Annotated in this window: 35 protein-coding genes; 33 read left to right on the forward strand and 2 right to left on the reverse strand. The window is 38.8% G+C overall.

What is annotated here, in order from left to right; all coding sequences use genetic code 11:
* Positions 1 to 71 precede the first annotated feature (71 nt).
* Complete coding sequence (locus AC4BD1_RS00235; protein ID WP_206907755.1) at positions 72 to 653, reverse strand: recombinase family protein; 582 nt, start codon at positions 651 to 653, stop codon at positions 72 to 74.
* A 117-nt stretch (positions 654 to 770) separates the two neighbouring features.
* Positions 771 to 1,460, reverse strand: a complete 690-nt coding sequence (gene rpiA / locus AC4BD1_RS00240; protein ID WP_206907754.1) for a ribose-5-phosphate isomerase RpiA — start codon at positions 1,458 to 1,460, stop codon at positions 771 to 773.
* A 310-nt stretch (positions 1,461 to 1,770) separates the two neighbouring features.
* Here rpiA and rpsL point away from each other — a divergent pair, with 310 nt between their 5' ends.
* From rpsL to rplQ, 33 genes are all read left to right on the forward strand, one after another.
* The gene (gene rpsL / locus AC4BD1_RS00245; protein WP_002294318.1) at positions 1,771 to 2,184 is read left to right on the forward strand and encodes a 30S ribosomal protein S12; all 414 of its coding nucleotides are present in this window, start codon (positions 1,771 to 1,773) and stop codon (positions 2,182 to 2,184) included.
* A 90-nt stretch (positions 2,185 to 2,274) separates the two neighbouring features.
* The gene (rpsG, locus tag AC4BD1_RS00250; RefSeq protein WP_067483554.1) at positions 2,275 to 2,745 is read left to right on the forward strand and encodes a 30S ribosomal protein S7; all 471 of its coding nucleotides are present in this window, start codon (positions 2,275 to 2,277) and stop codon (positions 2,743 to 2,745) included.
* A 90-nt stretch (positions 2,746 to 2,835) separates the two neighbouring features.
* On the forward strand, positions 2,836 to 4,923 hold the full coding sequence (gene fusA / locus AC4BD1_RS00255; RefSeq protein ID WP_206907753.1) for an elongation factor G: 2,088 nt from the start codon (positions 2,836 to 2,838) through the stop codon (positions 4,921 to 4,923).
* A gap of 172 nt (positions 4,924 to 5,095) precedes the next feature.
* Positions 5,096 to 6,283, forward strand: a complete 1,188-nt coding sequence (tuf, locus tag AC4BD1_RS00260; protein WP_206898899.1) for an elongation factor Tu — start codon at positions 5,096 to 5,098, stop codon at positions 6,281 to 6,283.
* Positions 6,284 to 6,614: 331 nt separating this feature from the next.
* Positions 6,615 to 6,923: a 30S ribosomal protein S10 gene (gene rpsJ / locus AC4BD1_RS00265; protein WP_005880808.1), complete on the forward strand. Its 309-nt coding sequence runs from the start codon at positions 6,615 to 6,617 to the stop codon at positions 6,921 to 6,923.
* Between the two features lie 26 nt (positions 6,924 to 6,949).
* Positions 6,950 to 7,579: a 50S ribosomal protein L3 gene (gene rplC / locus AC4BD1_RS00270; RefSeq protein ID WP_067483548.1), complete on the forward strand. Its 630-nt coding sequence runs from the start codon at positions 6,950 to 6,952 to the stop codon at positions 7,577 to 7,579.
* A gap of 27 nt (positions 7,580 to 7,606) precedes the next feature.
* Complete coding sequence (gene rplD / locus AC4BD1_RS00275; RefSeq protein WP_067483547.1) at positions 7,607 to 8,230, forward strand: 50S ribosomal protein L4; 624 nt, start codon at positions 7,607 to 7,609, stop codon at positions 8,228 to 8,230.
* Positions 8,230 to 8,520 (forward strand): 50S ribosomal protein L23, encoded by a 291-nt coding sequence (gene rplW, locus AC4BD1_RS00280; protein ID WP_067483546.1) that lies wholly within the window; start codon positions 8,230 to 8,232, stop codon positions 8,518 to 8,520. Before rplD ends, rplW begins: the two co-directional genes overlap by 1 nt.
* A 40-nt stretch (positions 8,521 to 8,560) precedes the next feature.
* On the forward strand, positions 8,561 to 9,394 hold the full coding sequence (gene rplB, locus AC4BD1_RS00285) for a 50S ribosomal protein L2 (RefSeq protein ID WP_206898898.1): 834 nt from the start codon (positions 8,561 to 8,563) through the stop codon (positions 9,392 to 9,394).
* Between the two features lie 42 nt (positions 9,395 to 9,436).
* Positions 9,437 to 9,715, forward strand: coding sequence for a 30S ribosomal protein S19 (gene rpsS / locus AC4BD1_RS00290; RefSeq protein WP_002288655.1), 279 nt, complete (start codon positions 9,437 to 9,439; stop codon positions 9,713 to 9,715).
* Positions 9,716 to 9,737: 22 nt separating this feature from the next.
* A complete protein-coding gene (gene rplV, locus AC4BD1_RS00295; protein WP_067483544.1) occupies positions 9,738 to 10,085 on the forward strand; it encodes a 50S ribosomal protein L22 in 348 nt (115 codons plus the stop codon).
* A gap of 13 nt (positions 10,086 to 10,098) precedes the next feature.
* On the forward strand, positions 10,099 to 10,755 hold the full coding sequence (gene rpsC / locus AC4BD1_RS00300) for a 30S ribosomal protein S3 (protein ID WP_067483543.1): 657 nt from the start codon (positions 10,099 to 10,101) through the stop codon (positions 10,753 to 10,755).
* A 2-nt stretch (positions 10,756 to 10,757) separates the two neighbouring features.
* Positions 10,758 to 11,192, forward strand: a complete 435-nt coding sequence (rplP, locus tag AC4BD1_RS00305; protein ID WP_067483541.1) for a 50S ribosomal protein L16 — start codon at positions 10,758 to 10,760, stop codon at positions 11,190 to 11,192.
* Positions 11,182 to 11,370 carry a 50S ribosomal protein L29 gene (rpmC, locus tag AC4BD1_RS00310; protein ID WP_002288664.1) on the forward strand — a complete coding sequence of 63 codons (189 nt, stop codon included), beginning with the start codon at positions 11,182 to 11,184 and terminating at the stop codon, positions 11,368 to 11,370. Before rplP ends, rpmC begins: the two co-directional genes overlap by 11 nt.
* 24 nt (positions 11,371 to 11,394) lie before the next feature.
* Positions 11,395 to 11,661, forward strand: coding sequence for a 30S ribosomal protein S17 (gene rpsQ / locus AC4BD1_RS00315; RefSeq protein ID WP_067483538.1), 267 nt, complete (start codon positions 11,395 to 11,397; stop codon positions 11,659 to 11,661).
* Between the two features lie 57 nt (positions 11,662 to 11,718).
* Entirely contained in the window at positions 11,719 to 12,087 is a 369-nt protein-coding gene (gene rplN / locus AC4BD1_RS00320; protein WP_002288669.1) for a 50S ribosomal protein L14, read from the forward strand.
* 36 nt (positions 12,088 to 12,123) lie between these two features.
* Positions 12,124 to 12,432 carry a 50S ribosomal protein L24 gene (gene rplX, locus AC4BD1_RS00325; protein WP_067483536.1) on the forward strand — a complete coding sequence of 103 codons (309 nt, stop codon included), beginning with the start codon at positions 12,124 to 12,126 and terminating at the stop codon, positions 12,430 to 12,432.
* A gap of 28 nt (positions 12,433 to 12,460) precedes the next feature.
* A complete protein-coding gene (rplE, locus tag AC4BD1_RS00330) occupies positions 12,461 to 13,000 on the forward strand; it encodes a 50S ribosomal protein L5 (protein WP_067483534.1) in 540 nt (179 codons plus the stop codon).
* Positions 13,001 to 13,018: 18 nt separating this feature from the next.
* A complete protein-coding gene (locus AC4BD1_RS00335) occupies positions 13,019 to 13,204 on the forward strand; it encodes a type Z 30S ribosomal protein S14 (RefSeq protein ID WP_002356214.1) in 186 nt (61 codons plus the stop codon).
* A 36-nt stretch (positions 13,205 to 13,240) separates the two neighbouring features.
* On the forward strand, positions 13,241 to 13,639 hold the full coding sequence (rpsH, locus tag AC4BD1_RS00340; protein WP_067483532.1) for a 30S ribosomal protein S8: 399 nt from the start codon (positions 13,241 to 13,243) through the stop codon (positions 13,637 to 13,639).
* 31 nt (positions 13,640 to 13,670) lie between these two features.
* Positions 13,671 to 14,207, forward strand: coding sequence for a 50S ribosomal protein L6 (gene rplF, locus AC4BD1_RS00345; RefSeq protein ID WP_067483530.1), 537 nt, complete (start codon positions 13,671 to 13,673; stop codon positions 14,205 to 14,207).
* A 63-nt stretch (positions 14,208 to 14,270) separates the two neighbouring features.
* On the forward strand, positions 14,271 to 14,627 hold the full coding sequence (rplR, locus tag AC4BD1_RS00350) for a 50S ribosomal protein L18 (RefSeq protein ID WP_075491300.1): 357 nt from the start codon (positions 14,271 to 14,273) through the stop codon (positions 14,625 to 14,627).
* A gap of 20 nt (positions 14,628 to 14,647) precedes the next feature.
* Positions 14,648 to 15,148 carry a 30S ribosomal protein S5 gene (gene rpsE, locus AC4BD1_RS00355; RefSeq protein WP_067483528.1) on the forward strand — a complete coding sequence of 167 codons (501 nt, stop codon included), beginning with the start codon at positions 14,648 to 14,650 and terminating at the stop codon, positions 15,146 to 15,148.
* A gap of 14 nt (positions 15,149 to 15,162) precedes the next feature.
* Positions 15,163 to 15,342, forward strand: coding sequence for a 50S ribosomal protein L30 (rpmD, locus tag AC4BD1_RS00360; protein WP_002290455.1), 180 nt, complete (start codon positions 15,163 to 15,165; stop codon positions 15,340 to 15,342).
* Between the two features lie 38 nt (positions 15,343 to 15,380).
* A complete protein-coding gene (rplO, locus tag AC4BD1_RS00365) occupies positions 15,381 to 15,821 on the forward strand; it encodes a 50S ribosomal protein L15 (RefSeq protein WP_206907752.1) in 441 nt (146 codons plus the stop codon).
* The gene (secY, locus tag AC4BD1_RS00370; RefSeq protein ID WP_206907751.1) at positions 15,821 to 17,116 is read left to right on the forward strand and encodes a preprotein translocase subunit SecY; all 1,296 of its coding nucleotides are present in this window, start codon (positions 15,821 to 15,823) and stop codon (positions 17,114 to 17,116) included. Before rplO ends, secY begins: the two co-directional genes overlap by 1 nt.
* A 64-nt stretch (positions 17,117 to 17,180) precedes the next feature.
* Positions 17,181 to 17,828, forward strand: coding sequence for an adenylate kinase (locus tag AC4BD1_RS00375; protein WP_206907750.1), 648 nt, complete (start codon positions 17,181 to 17,183; stop codon positions 17,826 to 17,828).
* A 190-nt stretch (positions 17,829 to 18,018) separates the two neighbouring features.
* Positions 18,019 to 18,237: a translation initiation factor IF-1 gene (gene infA / locus AC4BD1_RS00380; protein ID WP_010767960.1), complete on the forward strand. Its 219-nt coding sequence runs from the start codon at positions 18,019 to 18,021 to the stop codon at positions 18,235 to 18,237.
* A gap of 32 nt (positions 18,238 to 18,269) precedes the next feature.
* Positions 18,270 to 18,386, forward strand: a complete 117-nt coding sequence (gene rpmJ / locus AC4BD1_RS00385) for a 50S ribosomal protein L36 (RefSeq protein ID WP_002288710.1) — start codon at positions 18,270 to 18,272, stop codon at positions 18,384 to 18,386.
* A gap of 17 nt (positions 18,387 to 18,403) precedes the next feature.
* Positions 18,404 to 18,769 carry a 30S ribosomal protein S13 gene (rpsM, locus tag AC4BD1_RS00390; protein WP_067483520.1) on the forward strand — a complete coding sequence of 122 codons (366 nt, stop codon included), beginning with the start codon at positions 18,404 to 18,406 and terminating at the stop codon, positions 18,767 to 18,769.
* A gap of 27 nt (positions 18,770 to 18,796) precedes the next feature.
* A complete protein-coding gene (rpsK, locus tag AC4BD1_RS00395) occupies positions 18,797 to 19,186 on the forward strand; it encodes a 30S ribosomal protein S11 (RefSeq protein WP_067483518.1) in 390 nt (129 codons plus the stop codon).
* A 79-nt stretch (positions 19,187 to 19,265) separates the two neighbouring features.
* Positions 19,266 to 20,204, forward strand: coding sequence for a DNA-directed RNA polymerase subunit alpha (locus tag AC4BD1_RS00400; RefSeq protein ID WP_002288715.1), 939 nt, complete (start codon positions 19,266 to 19,268; stop codon positions 20,202 to 20,204).
* 27 nt (positions 20,205 to 20,231) lie between these two features.
* Complete coding sequence (rplQ, locus tag AC4BD1_RS00405; protein ID WP_067483516.1) at positions 20,232 to 20,612, forward strand: 50S ribosomal protein L17; 381 nt, start codon at positions 20,232 to 20,234, stop codon at positions 20,610 to 20,612.
* The last annotated feature ends 83 nt before the right edge of the window (positions 20,613 to 20,695 follow it).

A 20,695-nucleotide genomic window follows, 5' to 3' on the forward strand; every position in this document is an offset into this window, starting at 1 on the left:
AGAAGATTAGGTTCAGATACGCAAAAAATATAAAAAAATAAGCAATCTTCGAAAAGATTACTTATTTTTAATTAATTATATAATTGCTCAATATCTTTTTCTGGAAGATTTATATATTTATAGCAAGTTCCAACAGAAACCCCACATTTTGATGAAATAAATTGGATTGTTTCTTTTTTTTCATAATAAAGACGACGAATTTTTTTGATAGTTTTGGCATCAATTTTAGGACGACCACCAATTTTTCCTTTTTTACGTGCTTCATTCAAGCCAATTAAAGTACGTTCTTTAATCAATGAGCATTCCATCGTAGCTAGACCTTCCATCAATTGAAAGTAAATTTTGCCCATTGGTTTACGAGTATCGATTTCTTCGGCAATACTTACTAAGTGAAGCCCACGATCGTTAAAAAGTTTTGTGAATTCCGTTAATTGTCTCGTTGATTTGCCAAGACGATGCAGTTGGCAAATGACAAGTGTGTCTCCTTGTTGCATTTGTTCAATGACGGATTCTAATTTGATCATTGTCTCAGCATCTTTTGATTCGTACGTTTCATGGAAAATTTCCTGACAACCAAAGGTAGATAGTTGTTCAACCTGAGTTGTTAAATCAACATCGTTTATGGTTGTGCGTGCATAACCAATAATTTTCATGATGATTCCTTTCTAGCGGTGATTTTTAAACAGAATACAATAGTAAAAATTTAGCATAAAGTCCATAAAAAAGATAGTATTTTAGCGGATTTTATCTAGAAGGTTTATCTGGAAATATTATACTTTAGGAGCGTGTGGTGTATCCAAAATTTGCACCCCATTGTCAGATCCGACAACTACTTTTGAAACAAGATTCAAGAATAAGCCATGTTCAACAACACCAACAAGATTATCTAAGTAGTCGGCAAGTGTTTCTGGCTGTTCAATAGTTTGAAGATGTAAATCAATAATGAAATGTCCACTATCAGTTTTAAGGGTTTCACCATTCGTTGTTTTTCGTAAAACTGGATGAAAACCTTTTGCTTCAAATAGACGTAGCAACTGTTGTGAACCATATGGGATAACTTCAACAGGGAGAGGAAAATTCCCGAGTTTTTCGACTAGTTTTGATTCATCGACGATCCAAATCGTTTCTTTTGAATAGGTAGCGACGATTTTTTCGAATAGTAAGGCCGCACCTCCGCCTTTAATTCCTTGAAAATCAGTACTGATTTCGTCTGCACCATCAATCGTTAGGTCAACTTCAACAACATCATCAATACTCTTTAATGGAATACCGAGTTTTTCGGCTTGTTCTTTCGTTGCATTTGATGTTGTTACACCTACGATTTTTAGTCCCTCTTCTCTCATCCGGCGACCAAGTTCTTCTACCATATAATAAGCAGTAGATCCAGTTCCGAGACCAACGATCATACCATCTTTGACAAATTTTGCGGCTTCGATACCAGCCTGTTGTTTTAGATTCATGTTTGCTTTCCCCTTTTTTTGAGTTTGAGCTTTCCAGCTTATTTTAGCGTTTATTTCAGTAAAAAGATACCTTTCTTTAGAGTCAATTTGAATGATTTTCAAAAAAAATATGGAACAAGTTGACATGGGTTTTCATTCATGCTATTCTAACGAAGGTGCTTTATCTACAGGTCTCTGTAAAGAGACGTGCTGACTGTTTATCAAAGCATATTTGATAAAGATGCAGACATTGCATTTATTTTTTATCGCAAAAAAAGAACCACCTGGATGTGTGGAACTAGATGCGAATGAGGGAAGGAGGAAACAAGGAATGCCTACAATTAACCAATTAGTACGTAAACCTCGTAAATCAAAGGTGGAAAAATCAAATTCACCTGCTTTGAACAAAGGATATAACAGCTTTAAGAAAACTCAAACTAACGTGAACTCTCCTCAAAAACGTGGGGTAGCAACTCGTGTGGGAACTATGACACCTAAAAAACCGAACTCAGCTTTACGTAAATATGCTCGTGTTCGTTTGTCAAACTTGATTGAAGTTACTGCTTATATCCCAGGGATTGGTCATAACTTACAAGAACACAGCGTTGTATTATTACGCGGTGGACGTGTAAAAGACTTACCAGGGGTACGTTACCACATCGTTCGTGGTGCACTAGATACTGCTGGTGTTAACGATCGTAAACAAAGCCGTTCTAAATACGGTACTAAGAAACCTAAAGCTTAATTTTAATTAATTAGCCAAACAAACAATTAAACTTTACTTCTATATAAGAGGTAAATACTAAGAACTATATTTCGGAAGGAGGAGTTACGGATGCCACGTAAAGGTCCTGTTGCAAAACGTGATGTTTTACCAGATCCTATTTATAACTCAAAATTAGTAACTCGCTTAATCAACCGTGTAATGGTTGATGGAAAACGCGGGATTGCAGCTAACATTATCTATAATGCCTTTGATTTAATCAAAGAATCTACAGGTAACGATCCATTAGAAGTGTTTGAACAAGCAATGAAAAATGTAATGCCTGTTCTTGAAGTTAAAGCACGTCGTGTTGGGGGTTCAAACTATCAAGTACCAGTTGAAGTTCGCCCTGAACGTCGTACAACTCTAGGTCTTCGTTGGGTAGTAAACTACGCTCGCTTGCGCGGTGAACACACAATGGAAGAACGTCTAGCTAAAGAAATCATGGATGCTGCAAACAATACAGGTGCTTCTGTTAAAAAACGTGAAGACACTCATAAAATGGCAGATGCTAACCGTGCGTTTGCTCACTACCGCTGGTAAGATTCTCTCTGTTTGGTCGGCTTTATGCCGACCTCAGAAGATGTCCTTATTTTTAGCAACTAGATAGTAAAGAGAGGAGAAACAAGGAGAATGACCAGAGAATTTTCTTTAGATAATACTCGTAATATCGGTATCATGGCCCATATTGATGCTGGTAAAACAACTGCTACTGAACGTATCTTGTACTATACTGGTAAAATCCATAAAATTGGTGAAACTCATGAAGGAGCTTCACAAATGGACTGGATGGAACAAGAACAAGAACGTGGAATTACGATCACTTCTGCTGCAACAACTGCACAATGGAAGGGTCACCGAATCAACATCATCGACACACCAGGACACGTAGACTTCACTGTTGAAGTTGAACGTTCATTACGTGTACTTGATGGTGCTGTTACAGTTCTTGATGCACAATCAGGTGTAGAACCTCAAACTGAAACAGTTTGGCGTCAAGCTACAACTTATGGTGTACCTCGTATTGTATTTGCAAACAAAATGGATAAGATCGGTGCTGACTTCTTATATTCAGTATCAACTTTACATGACCGTTTGCAAGCAAATGCTCACCCAATTCAATTACCAATTGGTGCTGAAGATGACTTCACAGGAATTATTGACCTTGTAACAATGAAGGCTGAAATCTATACAAATGATTTAGGTACTGAAATTGAAGAACGAGAAATTCCAGAAGAATATCTTGAACTAGCTGAAGAATGGCGCGAAAAATTAGTTGAAGCGGTTGCTGAAACTGATGAAGAACTTACTTTAAAATACTTAGAAGGTGAAGAAATCACTGAAGCTGAGTTAAAAGAAGGTATTCGTCGTGCAACACTTAATGTAGACTTCTATCCAGTATTGTGTGGTTCAGCATTCAAGAATAAAGGGGTTCAATTGTTATTGGATGCTGTTCTTGATTACTTACCATCACCATTAGATATTCCTGCTATTAAAGGGATTGATCCTAAAACTGATGAAGAAGTTCTACGTCCTGCAGACGATGAAGCTCCATTCTCAGCATTAGCATTTAAAGTTATGACTGACCCATTCGTAGGTCGTTTAACTTTCTTCCGTGTGTACTCTGGTGTTTTAAAATCAGGTTCATACGTACAAAACGCAACAAAAGGCAAACGCGAACGTGTTGGTCGTATCTTACAGATGCACGCTAACTCACGTTCAGAAATCTCTGAAGTTTACGCTGGAGATATCGCTGCTGCTGTTGGTTTGAAAGATACAACAACTGGGGACACACTTTGTGACGAAAAGAATTTAGTAATTCTTGAATCAATGGAATTCCCAGAACCAGTTATCCAAGTCGCTATTGAACCTAAATCAAAAGCTGACCAAGATAAAATGGGTGTTGCTCTTCAAAAACTATCTGAAGAAGATCCTACTTTCCGTGCTGAAACAAACGTGGAAACAGGCGAAACTGTTATCGCTGGTATGGGTGAACTTCACTTAGACATTATCGTAGACCGTATGCGTCGCGAATTTAAAGTTGAAGCTAACGTAGGTGCTCCTCAAGTATCTTACCGTGAAACTTTCCGTGCTGGTACTCAAGCCGAAGGTAAGTTTGTACGTCAGTCTGGTGGTAAAGGTCAATACGGTCATGTATGGATTGAATTTACTCCAAACGAAGAAGGCGGCGGCTTTGAATTTGAAAATGCAATCGTCGGTGGGGTTGTTCCACGTGAATACATCCCAGCTGTTGAAACAGGTTTGAAAGATGCTATGGAAAATGGTGTCTTAGCTGGATATCCATTAGTTGATATCAAAGCAAAACTTTACGATGGTTCATACCATGATGTCGATTCAAATGAAACTGCCTTCCGTGTTGCTGCTTCTATGGCATTACGTGCGGCAGCTAAGAAAGCTAATCCAGTTATCCTTGAACCAATTATGGCTGTTGAAGTAGTTATTCCAGAAGATTACTTAGGTGATGTTATGGGACACGTTACTGCACGTCGTGGTCGCGTTGAAGGTATGGAAGCTCGCGCTGGCGGACAACAAGTTGTTCGTGCTATGGTTCCTCTTGCTGAAATGTTTGGTTATGCTACAACGCTTCGTTCAGCTACTCAAGGTCGTGGTACGTTTACTATGACATTTGACCACTACGAAGATGTACCAAAATCAGTTCAAGAAGAAATCATTAAGAAAAACGGCGGAAAAGCTGAATAATTTCTTAAAAACTTGATAATCACGTAAAGAGATTATCTAAAGAGACTATATTTTTAATATAGTTTCGTGTAAAATAACTATCGATGATATGGGCATGTGATGTACGTTGAGTACATCATGTTCCTATCAGATAAATAAAAAATTATATTGTATTTTGGGAGGACATTTTAAAATGGCAAAAGAAAAATTTGACCGTTCTAAACCACACGTTAACATTGGTACTATTGGCCACGTTGACCATGGTAAAACTACATTAACAGCTGCAATCACAACTGTACTATCTAAGAAAAACGGCGGCCAAGCTATGGCTTACGATCAAATCGATGGTGCTCCAGAAGAACGTGAACGCGGAATCACTATCTCAACAGCTCACGTTGAATATGAAACTGACACACGTCACTATGCTCACGTTGACTGCCCAGGACACGCGGACTACGTTAAAAACATGATCACTGGTGCTGCACAAATGGATGGAGCTATCTTAGTAGTTTCTGCTGCTGATGGTCCTATGCCTCAAACTCGTGAACATATTCTATTGTCACGTCAAGTTGGTGTTCCTTACATCGTTGTATTCTTGAACAAAGTTGACATGGTTGACGATGAAGAATTATTAGAATTAGTTGAAATGGAAGTTCGTGACTTATTAACAGAATACGAATTCCCTGGTGACGATGTTCCTGTTGTTGCTGGTTCAGCTTTGAAAGCTTTAGAAGGCGACGCTTCATACGAAGAAAAAATCCTTGAATTAATGGCTGCAGTTGACGAATATATCCCAACTCCAGAACGTGACAACGACAAACCATTCATGATGCCAGTTGAAGATGTATTCTCAATCACTGGTCGTGGTACTGTTGCAACTGGTCGTGTTGAACGTGGACAAGTTCGCGTTGGTGACGAAGTTGAAGTTGTTGGTATTGCTGAAGAAACTTCAAAAACAACTGTAACTGGTGTTGAAATGTTCCGTAAATTATTGGATTACGCTGAAGCAGGCGATAACATTGGTGCTTTATTACGTGGTGTTTCACGTGATGATATCCAACGTGGTCAAGTTTTAGCTAAACCAGGTACAATCACACCTCATACAAAATTCTCTGCAGAAGTATACGTGTTGACTAAAGAAGAAGGTGGACGTCATACTCCATTCTTCACTAACTACCGTCCACAATTCTACTTCCGTACAACAGACGTAACTGGTGTTGTTGAATTACCAGAAGGAACTGAAATGGTTATGCCTGGCGACAACGTAACTATGGAAGTTGAATTAATTCACCCAATCGCTATCGAAAACGGTACTAAATTCTCAATCCGTGAAGGCGGACGTACAGTTGGTGCTGGTGTCGTTACTGAAATCAAAGCTTAATTTTTAAGCTTACTCAAAGCAACATTATATTCGGACTTAAAAGCTCGAAACAATCATTGTTAGTGATTGTTTCGAGCTTTTTCTTTTTTTATGAAAAAATATGAAAATAAATTGAATTTCCAAAGAAAAAGCCTTGCGTTGTATGTTTTAATATACTATAATTACAAAGGTGCGTTTACCTTGGTGAATTGCACAGACGGAATCAGGTTGATTCTTGTCGGCTAAGAAACGAGAGGTTGCGACACGCCCGGACGCTTTGCCACGAACGAGCGTGACGGAAATTTTCGTGGAGCTATGTCTACTTTTCAAAATAGGCGAAGGAGGGAACAAGATGGCAAAACAAAAAATTCGTATCCGTTTAAAAGCGTATGAACACCGTATTTTAGATCAATCAGCGGATAAAATTGTAGAAACTGCAAAAAGAACTGGAGCTAGTGTATCTGGTCCAATTCCATTACCAACAGAACGTAGTCTTTACACTGTTATTCGTGCGACTCATAAATACAAAGATTCTCGCGAACAATTCGAAATGCGTACTCACAAACGTCTAATTGACATTGTGAACCCAACACCAAAAACTGTTGATGCTTTGATGAAGCTAGACTTACCATCTGGTGTAAACATCGAAATCAAACTATAAAAAATTAAATTAATGGAGGTGTACTCATGACCAAAGGAATCTTAGGGAAAAAAGTGGGAATGACACAAATCTTCACTGAATCTGGTGAATTAATTCCAGTAACTGTTGTAGAAGCTACTCCAAACGTAGTACTACAAGTGAAAACAATGGAAACTGATGGCTACGAAGCTATTCAAGTTGGTTACCAAGATATGCGTGAAGTTTTATCAAACAAACCTGCGAAAGGTCATGTTGCAAAAGCAAACACGGCTCCTAAGCGCTTCATTCGTGAATTCAAAAATGTTGAGCTAGGAGAATATGAAGTAGGAAAAGAAGTTACAGTAGATGTTTTCCAAGCAGGAGACATTATTGATGTAACAGGTACTACGAAAGGTAAAGGATTCCAAGGGGTTATCAAACGTCACGGCCAAAGCCGCGGACCAATGGCTCACGGTTCTCGTTACCATCGTCGTCCTGGGTCAATGGGTCCAGTTGCACCTAACCGTGTATTCAAAAATAAACGTCTTGCTGGCCGTATGGGTGGCAACCGCGTGACAATCCAAAACTTGGAAGTTGTTCGCGTTGACGCAGAAAGAAACGTAATCTTAATTAAAGGTAACGTTCCTGGAGCTAAGAAATCATTAATCACTATCAAATCAGCTGTGAAAGCTAAATAATAGTAGGAAGAAAGGAGGAACTAAGGAATGCCGAATGTAGCATTATTCAAACAAGATGGTAGCCAAAACGGTGAAATCACACTTAACGAAGAAATTTTCGGAATCGAACCTAATGAAAGTGTTGTTTACGATGCAATCGTTATGCAACGTGCTTCATTAAGACAAGGAACACATGCGGTTAAAAATCGTAGCGCTGTTCGCGGCGGTGGACGTAAACCATGGCGTCAAAAAGGAACAGGTCGTGCTCGTCAAGGATCTATCCGCTCACCACAATGGCGTGGAGGTGGCGTAGTTTTCGGACCAACACCACGTTCTTACAGCTACAAACTTCCTAAAAAAGTTCGTCGTTTAGCAATGAAATCTGTTTTATCAGAAAAAGTTGCTTCAAATAACTTGGTTGTTGTTGACGCATTAAGCTTTGACGCACCAAAAACAAAAGAATTTAAAGAAGTTCTTGCTAACTTATCTGTAGACGCTAAAGTATTAGTAGTTTTAGAAACTGGCAATGAGTTCGCTGCTTTATCTGCACGTAACTTATCAAACGTTTCTGTAGTAACTTCTGATAATGTTAGTGTTCTAGACGTTGTTTCTAACGTGAAAGTGTTAGCAACACAAACTGCTCTTACTCAAATTGAGGAGGTGCTTGCATAATGAACTTACTAGACGTAATCAAACGCCCAGTGATCACTGAAAAATCTATGCTTGCTATGGATGATAAAAAGTATACTTTCGAAGTTGACACTCGCGTAAACAAAACTTTAGTAAAACAAGCGGTAGAAGCTGCTTTTGACGTTAAAGTCAAAAACGTGAACATCGTGAATGTTCGTGCGAAATTCAAGCGTATGGGCAAACATGCGGGATACACTAAAAAACGTCGCAAAGCGATTGTTACATTAACAGAAGATTCAAAAGAAATTCAATTATTCGAAGCTGCTGAATAAGCACTATCTTGAAAACTTATTATAAATAGGAGGGAAAAACGTGGCGATTAAAAAGTACAAACCTACCTCAAATGGTCGTCGTAACATGACAGGTTCTGATTTTGCTGAAATCACAACATCAACACCTGAAAAATCATTGTTACAACCATTGAAAAACCATGCTGGTCGTAATAACAACGGTCGCATCACTGTACGTCATCAAGGCGGCGGACACAAACGTCAATACCGCGTAATCGACTTCAAACGTAACAAAGATAACGTTGTTGCTACTGTTCAAACGATCGAATATGATCCAAACCGTTCAGCAAACATCGCGTTAGTACACTACGAAGATGGAGTGAAAGCTTACATCTTAGCACCAAAAGGACTACAAGTTGGAATGAAACTTGTTTCAGGTCCAGATGCAGATATCAAAGTTGGTAATGCTCTTCCTTTGGAAAACATTCCAGTTGGTACTGTTATCCATAATATCGAAATGAAACCTGGTAAAGGTGGACAATTAATTCGTTCTGCTGGTACAAGTGCTCAAGTACTTGGTAAAGAAGGCAAATATGTATTGATCCGCTTAAACTCTGGTGAAGTTCGTATGATTTTAGCTGCATGCCGTGCAACTATCGGTTCTGTAGGTAATGAACAACATGAACTTATTAACATCGGTAAAGCTGGACGCTCTCGTTGGATGCGCAAACGCCCAACAGTACGTGGTAGCGTAATGAACCCTAACGATCACCCACACGGTGGTGGTGAAGGTAAAGCTCCGATCGGACGTAAAGCACCAGTTTCTCCTTGGGGTCAACCAGCTCTTGGTTACAAAACTCGTAACAAGAAAGCCCAATCAGACAAACTTATCGTACGTCGTCGCAAGACTAAATAATTTCTTTGACCATGTGTCGCACATTTTGAGAGGAGGTTCACCATGGGTCGTAGTTTAAAGAAAGGACCTTTCGTCGATGAGCATTTAATGAAAAAAGTTGAAGCTCAAGCGGGGGTTGAAAAGAAAAAAGTTATCAAAACTTGGTCACGTAGATCAACAGTATTCCCAAGTTTTGTTGGATATACCATCGCAGTTTATGATGGACGTAAACATGTACCAGTTTACATCCAAGAAGACATGGTAGGACACAAATTAGGTGAATTTGCACCAACAAGAACTTATCGTGGCCACGCTGCAGACGATAAGAAAACTAAACGTTAATTTGAGGGGAGGATAAATCCAAATGGCAGAACAAATCACATCAGCTAAAGCAACTGCAAAAACAGTTCGCACTTCACCTCGAAAAGCCCGTTTAGTAATTGACCTTATCAGAGGTAAAAGTGTTGCGGATGCAATTTCAATTTTGAAATTCACACCGAACAAATCTGCTGGAATCATCGAGAAAGTCTTGATGTCAGCAGTTGCAAATGCAGAAAATAATTTTGACTTAGACGTTGAAAATTTAGTAGTATCTGAAGCTTTTATTAACGAAGGACCAACAATGAAACGTTTCCGTCCACGCGCAAAAGGTTCAGCTTCTCCAATCAACAAACGTACAAGTCATATTACAGTAGTCGTATCAGAAAAATAAGGAGGGATAATCAGTGGGTCAAAAAGTACATCCAATTGGAATGCGTGTAGGCATCATCCGCGACTGGGATGCTAAATGGTATGCTGAAAAAGAGTATGCTGAATTCTTACACGAAGATCTAAGAATCCGTAAATTTATTTCAACTAAACTTGCTGATGCCGCTGTGTCAACTGTTGAAATCGAACGTGCTGCAAATCGCGTAAACATTTCAATCCACACAGCTAAACCAGGTATGGTTATTGGTAAAGGCGGTTCTGAAGTTGAAAGCCTAAGAAAAGAATTAAATAAATTAACTGGTAAAAGAATTCACATCAACATCGTGGAAATCAAAAAACCAGATTTAGATGCTAAATTAGTGGGCGAAGGAATTGCACGTCAATTAGAAAACCGTGTAGCTTTCCGTCGTGCGCAAAAACAAGCTATCCAACGTTCAATGCGTGCAGGCGCTAAAGGGATCAAAACTCAAGTATCTGGACGCTTAAATGGTGCTGATATTGCACGTTCAGAAGGATACTCAGAAGGAACTGTTCCTCTTCATACATTACGTGCGGATATCGATTATGCATGGGAAGAAGCAGATACAACATACGGAAAACTAGGAGTTAAAGTGTGGATCTATCGTGGAGAAATTCTTCCAACTAAAAAAAACACTGAGAAAGGAGGGAAATAATCATGTTAGTACCTAAACGTGTAAAACACCGTCGTGAATTCCGCGGAAAAATGCGTGGTGAAGCTAAAGGTGGTAAAGAAATCGCATTTGGTGAATATGGCTTACAAGCTGTTGATTCACACTGGATTACAAACCGACAAATCGAAGCTTCTCGTATCGCAATGACTCGTTACATGAAACGTGGTGGGAAAGTATGGATTAAAATTTTCCCTCACAAATCTTATACTGCCAAAGCAATTGGGGTACGTATGGGTTCTGGTAAAGGGGCACCTGAAGGATGGGTTGCACCAGTAAAACGTGGTAAAATCATGTTTGAAATTGCAGGCGTTCCTGAAGAGGTAGCTCGTGAAGCGTTACGTCTAGCTTCTCACAAATTACCAATGAAAACTAAGATCGTAAAACGTGAGGAAATGGGTGGTGAATCGAATGAAGGTTAAAGAAATCAGAGAATTAACCACTGCCGAAATGCTTGATCAAGAAAAACAATTAAAAGAAGAATTGTTTAATCTTAGATTCCAATTAGCAACAGGTCAATTAGAAAACACTGCACGTATTAAAGAAGTACGTAAATCGATTGCACGCATCAAAACTGTATTGCGTGAACAAGCTAAGTAATTATGGAAGGAGGCCATTAAGCGTATGACTGAAGAAAGAAATCAACGCAAGGTTTATCAAGGTCGTGTAGTTTCAGACAAAATGGATAAAACAATCACCGTTGCTGTCGAAACTAAGAAAAATCACCCTATCTATGGCAAACGCATGAACTATTCTAAGAAATACAAAGTGCATGATGAAAACAACACTGCCAAAGTGGGAGATATCGTGAGAATTATGGAAACTCGTCCATTATCAGCTACAAAACGTTTCCGTTTACTAGAAGTAGTCGAAGAAGCAGTTATTATCTAATAACACGAGATTTTCCTATATAGATTGAATGCAAAATCTGAAAGGAGGATACACAACGTGATCCAAGCAGAAAGTCGTTTAAAAGTCGCTGACAATTCAGGCGCACGTGAAATTTTGACGATCAAAGTCCTTGGTGGATCTGGTCGTAAAACTGCTAATATCGGTGATGTTATCGTTGCTACGGTTAAACAAGCAACGCCAGGTGGGGTTGTCAAAAAAGGTGACGTCGTTAAAGCCGTTATCGTTCGAACAAAATCAGGAGCTCGTCGTACAGACGGTTCATACATTAAGTTTGATGAAAATGCTGCAGTGATTATTCGTGATGATAAAAGCCCTCGTGGAACACGTATCTTTGGGCCAGTTGCACGTGAACTACGTGAAAACAACTTCATGAAGATCGTTTCACTAGCACCAGAAGTTTTATAATCTTGAGACACTTATCAAAGGAGGTGCGAAACAGTTATGTTTGTTAAAAAAGGCGATAAAGTTAAAGTTATCACTGGAAAAGACAAAAATAAAGAAGGCGTTGTATTAGCAGCGTTTCCTAAAAAAGATAAAGTCATTGTCGAAGGTGTGAATATTGTCAAAAAACACCAAAAACCTTCTCAGGCTGCTCCTCAAGGTGGTATTGTTGAGATGGAAGCTCCAGTTCATGTTTCTAACGTGATGGTGATCGACTCTACTGGTGTAGCTGGCCGAGTTGGCTACAAAGAAGTAGATGGCAAAAAAGTCCGTGTTTCTAAAAAAACCGGTGAAGTTCTAGATAAATAATAATTTTAAGGAAGGAGGGTCTTACTGAATGAACCGCCTAAAAGAAAAATATCTTAAAGAAATTACTCCATCATTGATGGAAAAATTCGACTATAGCTCTGTTATGCAAACACCTAAAGTTGAAAAAATCGTCATCAACATGGGTGTTGGTGATGCGGTATCAAACGCTAAAAACTTAGACAAAGCAGTTGAAGAATTAACTTTAATCACTGGACAAAAACCAATGATTACTAAAGCAAAAAAATCAATCGCTGGATTCCGTTTACGTGAAGGAATGCCAATTGGTGCAAAAGTTACTTTGCGCGGAGAAAGAATGTATGAATTCTTAGACAAATTGGTTTCAGTTTCACTACCACGTGTACGTGATTTCCATGGTGTAAGTAAAAAAGCCTTTGACGGTCGTGGAAACTATACTTTAGGTATTAAAGAACAATTGATCTTCCCAGAAGTAGATTATGATTTAGTAGATAAAGTACGCGGTATGGACATCGTTATTGTAACAACAGCTAACTCAGATGAAGAATCTCGTGAGTTGTTAACACAATTAGGTATGCCATTCCAAAAATAATTAAAGGAGGCGAACTACGTGGCTAAAAAATCAATGATTGCTAAAAACAAACGTCCTGCAAAACATTCAACACAAGCTTATACTCGTTGCGAACGTTGCGGACGTCCACATTCAGTTTATCGTAAGTTCCATCTTTGCCGTATTTGCTTCCGCGAACTTGCCTATAAAGGTCAAATTCCCGGCGTGAAGAAAGCTAGCTGGTAAAAAGTAAATTCGCATAAGAAGGAGGTAATTAGTTCAATGGTCATGACAGATCCAATTGCAGATTTTCTAACTCGTATCCGTAATGCAAACATGGTTAAACATGAGTCTTTAGAAGTACCTGCATCAAAAATCAAACGTGACATCGCTGAAATCTTGAAACGTGAAGGTTTCGTCCGTGATGTTGAATATATCGAAGATGACAAACAAGGCGTAATCCGTGTTTTCCTAAAATTTGGTAAAAACGGTGAACGTGTTATCACAAACTTAAAACGTATTTCTAAACCAGGATTGCGTGCTTATGTCAAAGCTGACGAAGTACCAAAAGTATTAAATGGTTTAGGTATCGCAATTATTTCGACTTCTGACGGTGTTATCACTGACAAAGAAGCTCGTGAAAAAAATGTCGGCGGCGAAGTTATCGCTTACGTATGGTAATTAAGTAGAATCTACAAGGAGGTGTCTTTAAGTGAGCCGTATCGGAAATAAAATCGTAGTCATTCCTGCAGGAGTAACTGTTACTCAAGATGGAAATGATATTACAGTTAAAGGACCTAAAGGTGAATTAACACGTACTTTTTCTTCAGATATTACTATGAATATTGAAGGAAATGAAGTTACTTTCACTCGTCCAAACGACAGTAAAGAAATGAAAACAATCCATGGAACAACTCGTGCTAACTTCAACAACATGGTTGTCGGTGTTAGTGAAGGTTTCCAAAAAGCATTAGAACTTATTGGGGTTGGATACCGTGCACAATTACAAGGTTCAAAACTTGTATTGAACGTTGGTTATTCTCATCCAGTAGAAATTACACCACCAGCTGGTGTTACAGTTGAAGTTCCTGCCAATACACAAGTAATTGTTAAAGGTGCGAACAAAGAAGCAGTTGGCGAATTAGCTGCGAACATTCGTGGTACTCGTCCTCCAGAACCTTATAAAGGTAAAGGTATTCGCTATGTTGGTGAATATGTACGCCGTAAAGAAGGTAAAACTGGTAAATAATCGTAATTTGTTCAAATTACGATTCGCGGCCTAACGGCTAGCATTATTAAAGAGGTGACAATTGTGATTACAAAACCAGATAAGAATAAAACACGTCAAAAGAGACATCGTCGTGTACGTAATAATATCTCTGGTACTGCTGAGCGCCCACGCTTGAACGTTTTCCGTTCTAATAAAAACATCTACGCGCAATTAATTGATGACGTAGCGGGTGTAACGCTAGCAAGTGCCTCTACCTTGGATAAAGAAATTTCAGGTGGAACAAAAACAGAAACAGCTACTGCTGTGGGTAAATTAGTTGCTGAACGCGCAGCTGAAAAAGGCATTAAAGTAGTAGTCTTTGACCGTGGTGGATACCTTTACCATGGCCGTGTGCAAGCTTTAGCTGAAGCTGCTCGCGAAAATGGACTAGAATTTTAGAAGAAGGAGGAATACCATTCATGGTTTACATTGATCCAAAACATTTGGAATTAGAAGACCGCGTTGTTGCAATCAACCGTGTAACAAAAGTTGTTAAAGGTGGACGTCGTCTACGCTTTGCTGCTTTAGTTGTTGTCGGTGATAAAAACGGACACGTAGGTTTCGGTACTGGTAAAGCTCAAGAAGTACCAGAAGCAATCCGTAAAGCAATTGAAGATGCGAAGAAAAACTTAGTTGAAGTACCAATGGTCGGTTCAACAATCCCACACGAAGTTATCGGTACTTTTAGTGGTGGTAGAATCCTAATGAAACCTGCTGTAGAAGGTTCTGGGGTTGCTGCTGGTGGACCAGTTCGTGCCGTATTAGAATTAGCAGGGGTGGCTGATATCACTTCTAAATCATTAGGCTCAAATACACCAATCAACGTTGTTCGTGCAACTGTTGAAGGTTTGAAACAATTGAAACGTGCTGAAGAAGTTGCAGAACTTCGTGGCAAATCAGTTGAAGAAATTATCGGATAAGGAGGACAAAAATAATGGCTGAATTAAAAGTTACTTTAAAACGCAGTATTATCGGACGTCCTCAAAACCAACGTGACACTGTTAAAGCGTTGGGTCTTACAAAGATTAACAGTTCAGTGGTTAAGCCTTCTAATGAAGCTATTAAAGGTATGATCAATACTGTTTCTCACCTAGTGGACGTTGAAGAAGTCTAATAATTAAGAACTAGATTATTTAAGGAGGTGCCAAACCTATGAAACTTCATGAATTAAAACCTGCAGAGGGTTCACGCCAAGTACGCAATCGCGTTGGTCGTGGTACTTCATCTGGTAACGGAAAAACTTCTGGACGCGGTCAAAAAGGTCAAAAAGCTCGTTCAGGCGGTGGTGTACGTTTAGGATTCGAAGGTGGACAAACTCCATTATTCCGTCGTTTACCAAAACGCGGATTTACTAACGTAAATCGTAAAGAATATGCTGTCATCAACTTAGATATTTTGAACCGTTTTGAAGATGGTGCAGAAGTAACACCTGTTGCTTTAGTTGAAGCTGGAATCGTTAAAAACGAAAAAGCTGGGATTAAAGTATTAGCTAACGGTGAATTAACTAAAAAATTAACTGTTAAAGCAGCTAAATTCTCGAAAGCAGCTCAAGACGCTATTGAAGCGGCTGGTGGTTCAATCGAGGTGATCTAATGTTTAAACTATTAAAAGATGCTTTTAAAGTAAGAGACATTCGATCTAAAATTTTCTTTACTGTATTTGTACTATTTGTTTTCCGTCTGGGTGCCCATATTACGGTACCAGGCGTGAATGCTAGTACATTACAAAATCTTTCTTCTTTACCATTTTTCAACATGTTGAACTTGGTAAGTGGTAGTGCAATGCAAAACTTTTCTATTTTCTCAATGGGGGTCTCGCCATACATTACTGCTTCAATCGTCATTCAATTATTACAAATGGACATTGTTCCTCGTTTTGTTGAATGGTCGAAGCAAGGAGAAGTTGGACGTAAGAAATTAAATCAAGCTACTCGCTATTTAACATTAGTTTTGGCTTTTGTTCAATCAGTAGGGATTACTGCTGGATTTAATCAATACGCTCAATTAGGCTTTGTAAGCAATCCAAACGTGTCTACATATGTAACGATAGGTTTAATTTTAACTGCCGGTACAATGTTTGTTACATGGTTAGGAGAGCAAATTACAGAAAAGGGAATCGGAAACGGTGTATCAATGATTATTTTCGCAGGTATCATTTCTCGATTACCTGATAGTATCAAAGAAATTTACGAAGATTACTTTGTAAATATTGATTCTTCTGATATTTGGAAATCTGCAATTTTTATTGCCGTTTTACTTATCGCGGTTTTATTGATCGTGACATTTGTAACATTTTTCCAACAAGCTGAACGCAAGATTCCAATTCAATATACGAAGCGTGTAGCAGGTGCACCAACAAGTAGTTATTTACCATTAAAAGTAAATGCTGCTGGTGTTATTCCGGTTATTTTCGCTAGTTCGTTTATTGCTACTCCTAATGCTGTTTTACAAGCATTAAGTGGTAGATTTGGGTCTGAAAATTGGTATAAAATCATGATGCAAATTTTCAATTATAATACGGTGCCTGGTGCAACGATTTATACTGTTTTGATTATTGCATTTACATTTTTCTACGCTTTTGTCCAAGTTAACCCTGAGAAATTAGCGGAGAACTTACAAAAACAAGGAAGTTATATACCTAGCGTGCGCCCTGGTAAGGGGACTGAGGAGTATGTCTCAAGCTTATTAATGAGATTGAGTACAGTTGGTGCAATCTTCCTTGGACTTGTGGCTTTATTACCAATTATCGCTCAGATGATTTGGGATTTACCACAATCGATTGGGTTAGGTGGTACAAGCTTACTGATTGTTATTGGTGTAGCTTTAGAAACTGCAAAACAGTTAGAAGGCTTAATGCTGAAACGCAAGTATGTTGGCTTTATCGAATAAGTAAGAAAGCGTGTTGAGGTTCTTTCCTCAACACACGTTCTCACATTTATTAGGAGGGAAAGCAATGAACCTCATTTTAATGGGGCTGCCAGGTGCGGGAAAAGGAACACAAGCTGAAAAAATCATTGATGCTTATGGTATTCCTCATATCTCAACTGGAGACATGTTTCGTGCGGCTATCCAAAATGAAACAGCTCTAGGCTTGGAAGCAAAGTCTTATATGGATAAAGGTGCATTAGTTCCTGATGAAGTAACAAATGGAATCGTGAAAGAGCGCCTAGCAGAACCTGATACAGAGAAAGGCTTTTTATTAGATGGCTTTCCTCGTACAATCGAGCAGGCTGAAGCTCTAGACGTAATGCTAAAAGATTTAAATAAAAAAATTGATGCTGTCATTGATATCCATGTTGGTGAAGAAGTTTTGGTTGAGCGATTAGCTGGCCGTTTCATCTGCAGCAATTGTGGAGCAACTTATCACAAAATTTTCAATCCTACAAAAATTGAAGATACATGTGATCGTTGTGGGGGGCATGAATTCTATCAAAGAGAAGATGATAAACCTGAGACGGTTAAAAATCGTCTGGCTATCAACATCAAAAATAGTGAACCAATCCTTGCTTTTTATAAAGATCACGGTTTGCTTCATACTATTGATGGTGATCGTGAAATCGATGCTGTGTTTACTGATGTACAAAAAATCATTGAAAAATAGCATGATTGCCCGTAGCCAACTTGCTTTATGCAGTTACTCTTGTAAAGTTCAATAAATTATGATAGAATATGTCAGTCCGACTTCTAGAGATTCCTCTAGATGATCCATTTTGAGAATTTTGAGGTGGGAACTGCAGTTTCCGCCATTTTATCGTGTGAAAATGCGAAACAAGTACAAGGAGGTACTGTGCGTGGCAAAAGAAGATATGATTGAAGTCGAAGGTACAGTCGTCGAAACTTTGCCGAATGCAATGTTTAAAGTTGAACTAGAAAACGGACACCAAGTTCTTGCTACTGTTTCAGGTAAAATTCGTATGCATTATATCCGTATCTTACCTGGTGACAAAGTAACGGTTGAATTGTCTCCATACGATTTAAGCCGTGGCCGTATCACTTATCGCTTTAAATAATTGTACTCCGTAAAACTACAGGAGGTATTATCATGAAAGTAAGACCATCAGTAAAACCAATGTGTGAACATTGTAAAGTAATTCGTCGTAAAGGACGCGTTATGGTGATTTGCCCAGCAAATCCAAAACATAAACAACGTCAAGGATAATTGGAGGTGTAACAAGTATGGCTCGTATTGCAGGAGTAGATATTCCTCGTGATAAACGTGTAGTAGTTTCACTTACTTATATCTATGGTATTGGTAACACTACTGCTCAAAAAATCTTGGCTGATGCTGGTGTATCTGAAGATGTTCGTGTTCGTGATTTAACGAATGAACAAACAGATGCTATCCGTGCTGAAGTTGACAAATTAAAAGTTGAAGGTGACCTTCGTCGTGAAGTGAACTTAAACATCAAACGTTTGATGGAAATCGGTTCATACCGTGGTATCCGTCACCGTCGTGGTTTGCCAGTTCGTGGACAAAACACAAAAAACAATGCACGTACTCGTAAAGGTCCAGCTCGTTCTATCGCTGGCAAGAAAAAATAATTCTTAAGTGAAGGAGGTTAGAACTTCATGGCAGCAAAAAAAGTGAATCGTAAACGCCGTGTGAAAAAGAATGTAGAAGCAGGGATTGCACATATCCACTCTACTTTCAACAACACAATCATCATGATCACTGATACTCACGGAAATGCATTAGCGTGGTCATCAGCTGGTTCATTAGGTTTCAAAGGAAGCAAAAAATCAACTCCTTTTGCCGCTCAAATGGCAGCAGAAACTGCTACTAAAGCAGCAATGGAACACGGATTAAAAACTGTTGAAGTAACAGTTAAAGGACCTGGTTCTGGACGTGAAGCAGCAATTCGTTCATTACAAGCAACAGGTTTAGAAGTGACTGCAATTCGTGACGTGACTCCAGTTCCTCATAATGGTGCCCGCCCTCCAAAACGCCGTCGTGTTTAATGAGTGCCGCTCATTTTGAGTTTCTATAGTAACGTCATTGAACAAGACACTTTTCGTTTTGAAAGGGGTAAAGATAAGAATGATTGAGTTCGAAAAACCAAGAATCGCAAAAATTGATGAAGAAAAAGATTATGGCAAGTTCATCGTTGAACCTCTTGAAAGAGGGTATGGGACTACTTTAGGGAATTCCCTACGTCGTATTTTATTATCTTCTTTGCCAGGTGCTGCCATCACTAATATTCAAATCGATGGTGTACTGCATGAATTCTCTACTATTAAAGGTGTTAGAGAAGACGTCACTCAAATCATCTTGAACATTAAAGGCTTAGCGCTTAAAATGTATGGCCAAGAAGAAAAAACCCTTGAAATCGATATTACCGGACCTGCTACAGTAACTGCTGGCGATATTATCGTTGATAGTGATGTAGAGATTCTGAACAAAGATATGTATATCTGTAGTGTCTCTGAAGGAGCTACGTTCCATGCTCGCTTAACTGTGAAACCTGGACGTGGTTATGTTCAAGCAGATGAAAATAAAAAAGAAGATATGCCAATCGGTGTTCTTCCAGTCGATTCAATCTACACACCAGTTCGTCGTGTAAACTACCAAGTAGAAAACACACGTGTTGGTCACCGTGAAGATTTTGATAAATTGACGATGGAGATTTGGACAGATGGTTCGATTGAACCATTGGAAGCAATGAGTTTATCTGCGAAAATCATGACGGAACATTTAGATATTTTTGTGAACTTAACTGATGAAGCAAAAAATGCTGAAATCATGGTCGAAAAAGAAGAAACACAAAAAGAAAAAATGTTAGAAATGACAATTGAAGAATTAGACTTATCTGTTCGCTCTTATAATTGTTTGAAACGTGCAGGAATTAATACTGTACAAGAACTTACGAATAAATCTGAGCCAGAAATGATTAAAGTCCGTAACTTAGGTCGTAAATCATTGGAAGAAGTTAAGGCAAAATTGCATGACTTAGGTTTAGGTTTACGTAAAGAAGATTAAAACCTTTTACGAAGGAGGGAAACCAACGTGAGTTATCGTAAACTAGGACGCACATCTAGCCAACGTAAAGCGATGTTGCGTGATTTAACAACTGATTTATTAATCAACGAACGTATTGTGACAACTGAAGCTCGTGCGAAAGAAGTTCGCTCAACTGCAGAAAAAATGATCACTTTAGGTAAGCGTGGAGATTTGCATGCTCGTCGTCAAGCGGCTACTTTTGTACGTAATGAAGTTGCTAGCGTGCGCGAAGAAAACGAAGACATCGTTATTGAATCAGCTTTACAAAAATTATTCAATGACATTGCACCTCGTTATGCAGAACGTCAAGGTGGCTACACTCGTATCTTGAAAACAGAACCAAGACGCGGTGATGGTGCACCAATGGTTATCTTAGAACTTGTCTAAAATCACACTAATAACATCACTTTATAGATGATTCTTTTAGAGTGTTATGATGTTGGAGCTTTGCTCCGAGTCTAGCTCAGCGC

This window comes from Enterococcus sp. DJ147D b, from assembly GCF_058216655.1.

Excerpts from the sequence above, each read along its gene's own strand:
- rpsQ (WP_067483538.1), top strand. The coding sequence starts at position 11,395 with ATGACTGAAGAAAGAAATCAACGCAAGGTTTATCAAGGTCGTGTAGTT.
- rpsH (WP_067483532.1), top strand. The coding sequence starts at position 13,241 with ATGGTCATGACAGATCCAATTGCAGATTTTCTAACTCGTATCCGTAAT.
- rplE (WP_067483534.1), top strand. The coding sequence starts at position 12,461 with ATGAACCGCCTAAAAGAAAAATATCTTAAAGAAATTACTCCATCATTG.
- rpsK (WP_067483518.1), top strand. The coding sequence starts at position 18,797 with ATGGCAGCAAAAAAAGTGAATCGTAAACGCCGTGTGAAAAAGAATGTA.
- rpmD (WP_002290455.1), top strand. The coding sequence starts at position 15,163 with ATGGCTGAATTAAAAGTTACTTTAAAACGCAGTATTATCGGACGTCCT.
- rpiA (WP_206907754.1), bottom strand. The coding sequence starts at position 1,460 with ATGAATCTAAAACAACAGGCTGGTATCGAAGCCGCAAAATTTGTCAAA.
- secY (WP_206907751.1), top strand. The coding sequence starts at position 15,821 with ATGTTTAAACTATTAAAAGATGCTTTTAAAGTAAGAGACATTCGATCT.
- rpsM (WP_067483520.1), top strand. The coding sequence starts at position 18,404 with ATGGCTCGTATTGCAGGAGTAGATATTCCTCGTGATAAACGTGTAGTA.
- rpsE (WP_067483528.1), top strand. The coding sequence starts at position 14,648 with ATGGTTTACATTGATCCAAAACATTTGGAATTAGAAGACCGCGTTGTT.
- rpsG (WP_067483554.1), top strand. The coding sequence starts at position 2,275 with ATGCCACGTAAAGGTCCTGTTGCAAAACGTGATGTTTTACCAGATCCT.
- rpmJ (WP_002288710.1), top strand. The coding sequence starts at position 18,270 with ATGAAAGTAAGACCATCAGTAAAACCAATGTGTGAACATTGTAAAGTA.
- rplD (WP_067483547.1), top strand. The coding sequence starts at position 7,607 with ATGCCGAATGTAGCATTATTCAAACAAGATGGTAGCCAAAACGGTGAA.
- rpsS (WP_002288655.1), top strand. The coding sequence starts at position 9,437 with ATGGGTCGTAGTTTAAAGAAAGGACCTTTCGTCGATGAGCATTTAATG.
- rplO (WP_206907752.1), top strand. The coding sequence starts at position 15,381 with ATGAAACTTCATGAATTAAAACCTGCAGAGGGTTCACGCCAAGTACGC.
- rpsJ (WP_005880808.1), top strand. The coding sequence starts at position 6,615 with ATGGCAAAACAAAAAATTCGTATCCGTTTAAAAGCGTATGAACACCGT.
- tuf (WP_206898899.1), top strand. The coding sequence starts at position 5,096 with ATGGCAAAAGAAAAATTTGACCGTTCTAAACCACACGTTAACATTGGT.
- rplX (WP_067483536.1), top strand. The coding sequence starts at position 12,124 with ATGTTTGTTAAAAAAGGCGATAAAGTTAAAGTTATCACTGGAAAAGAC.
- rplW (WP_067483546.1), top strand. The coding sequence starts at position 8,230 with ATGAACTTACTAGACGTAATCAAACGCCCAGTGATCACTGAAAAATCT.
- rplP (WP_067483541.1), top strand. The coding sequence starts at position 10,758 with ATGTTAGTACCTAAACGTGTAAAACACCGTCGTGAATTCCGCGGAAAA.
- rplC (WP_067483548.1), top strand. The coding sequence starts at position 6,950 with ATGACCAAAGGAATCTTAGGGAAAAAAGTGGGAATGACACAAATCTTC.
- AC4BD1_RS00375 (WP_206907750.1), top strand. The coding sequence starts at position 17,181 with ATGAACCTCATTTTAATGGGGCTGCCAGGTGCGGGAAAAGGAACACAA.
- rpmC (WP_002288664.1), top strand. The coding sequence starts at position 11,182 with ATGAAGGTTAAAGAAATCAGAGAATTAACCACTGCCGAAATGCTTGAT.
- fusA (WP_206907753.1), top strand. The coding sequence starts at position 2,836 with ATGACCAGAGAATTTTCTTTAGATAATACTCGTAATATCGGTATCATG.
- AC4BD1_RS00235 (WP_206907755.1), bottom strand. The coding sequence starts at position 653 with ATGAAAATTATTGGTTATGCACGCACAACCATAAACGATGTTGATTTA.
- rpsL (WP_002294318.1), top strand. The coding sequence starts at position 1,771 with ATGCCTACAATTAACCAATTAGTACGTAAACCTCGTAAATCAAAGGTG.
- rplV (WP_067483544.1), top strand. The coding sequence starts at position 9,738 with ATGGCAGAACAAATCACATCAGCTAAAGCAACTGCAAAAACAGTTCGC.
- AC4BD1_RS00400 (WP_002288715.1), top strand. The coding sequence starts at position 19,266 with ATGATTGAGTTCGAAAAACCAAGAATCGCAAAAATTGATGAAGAAAAA.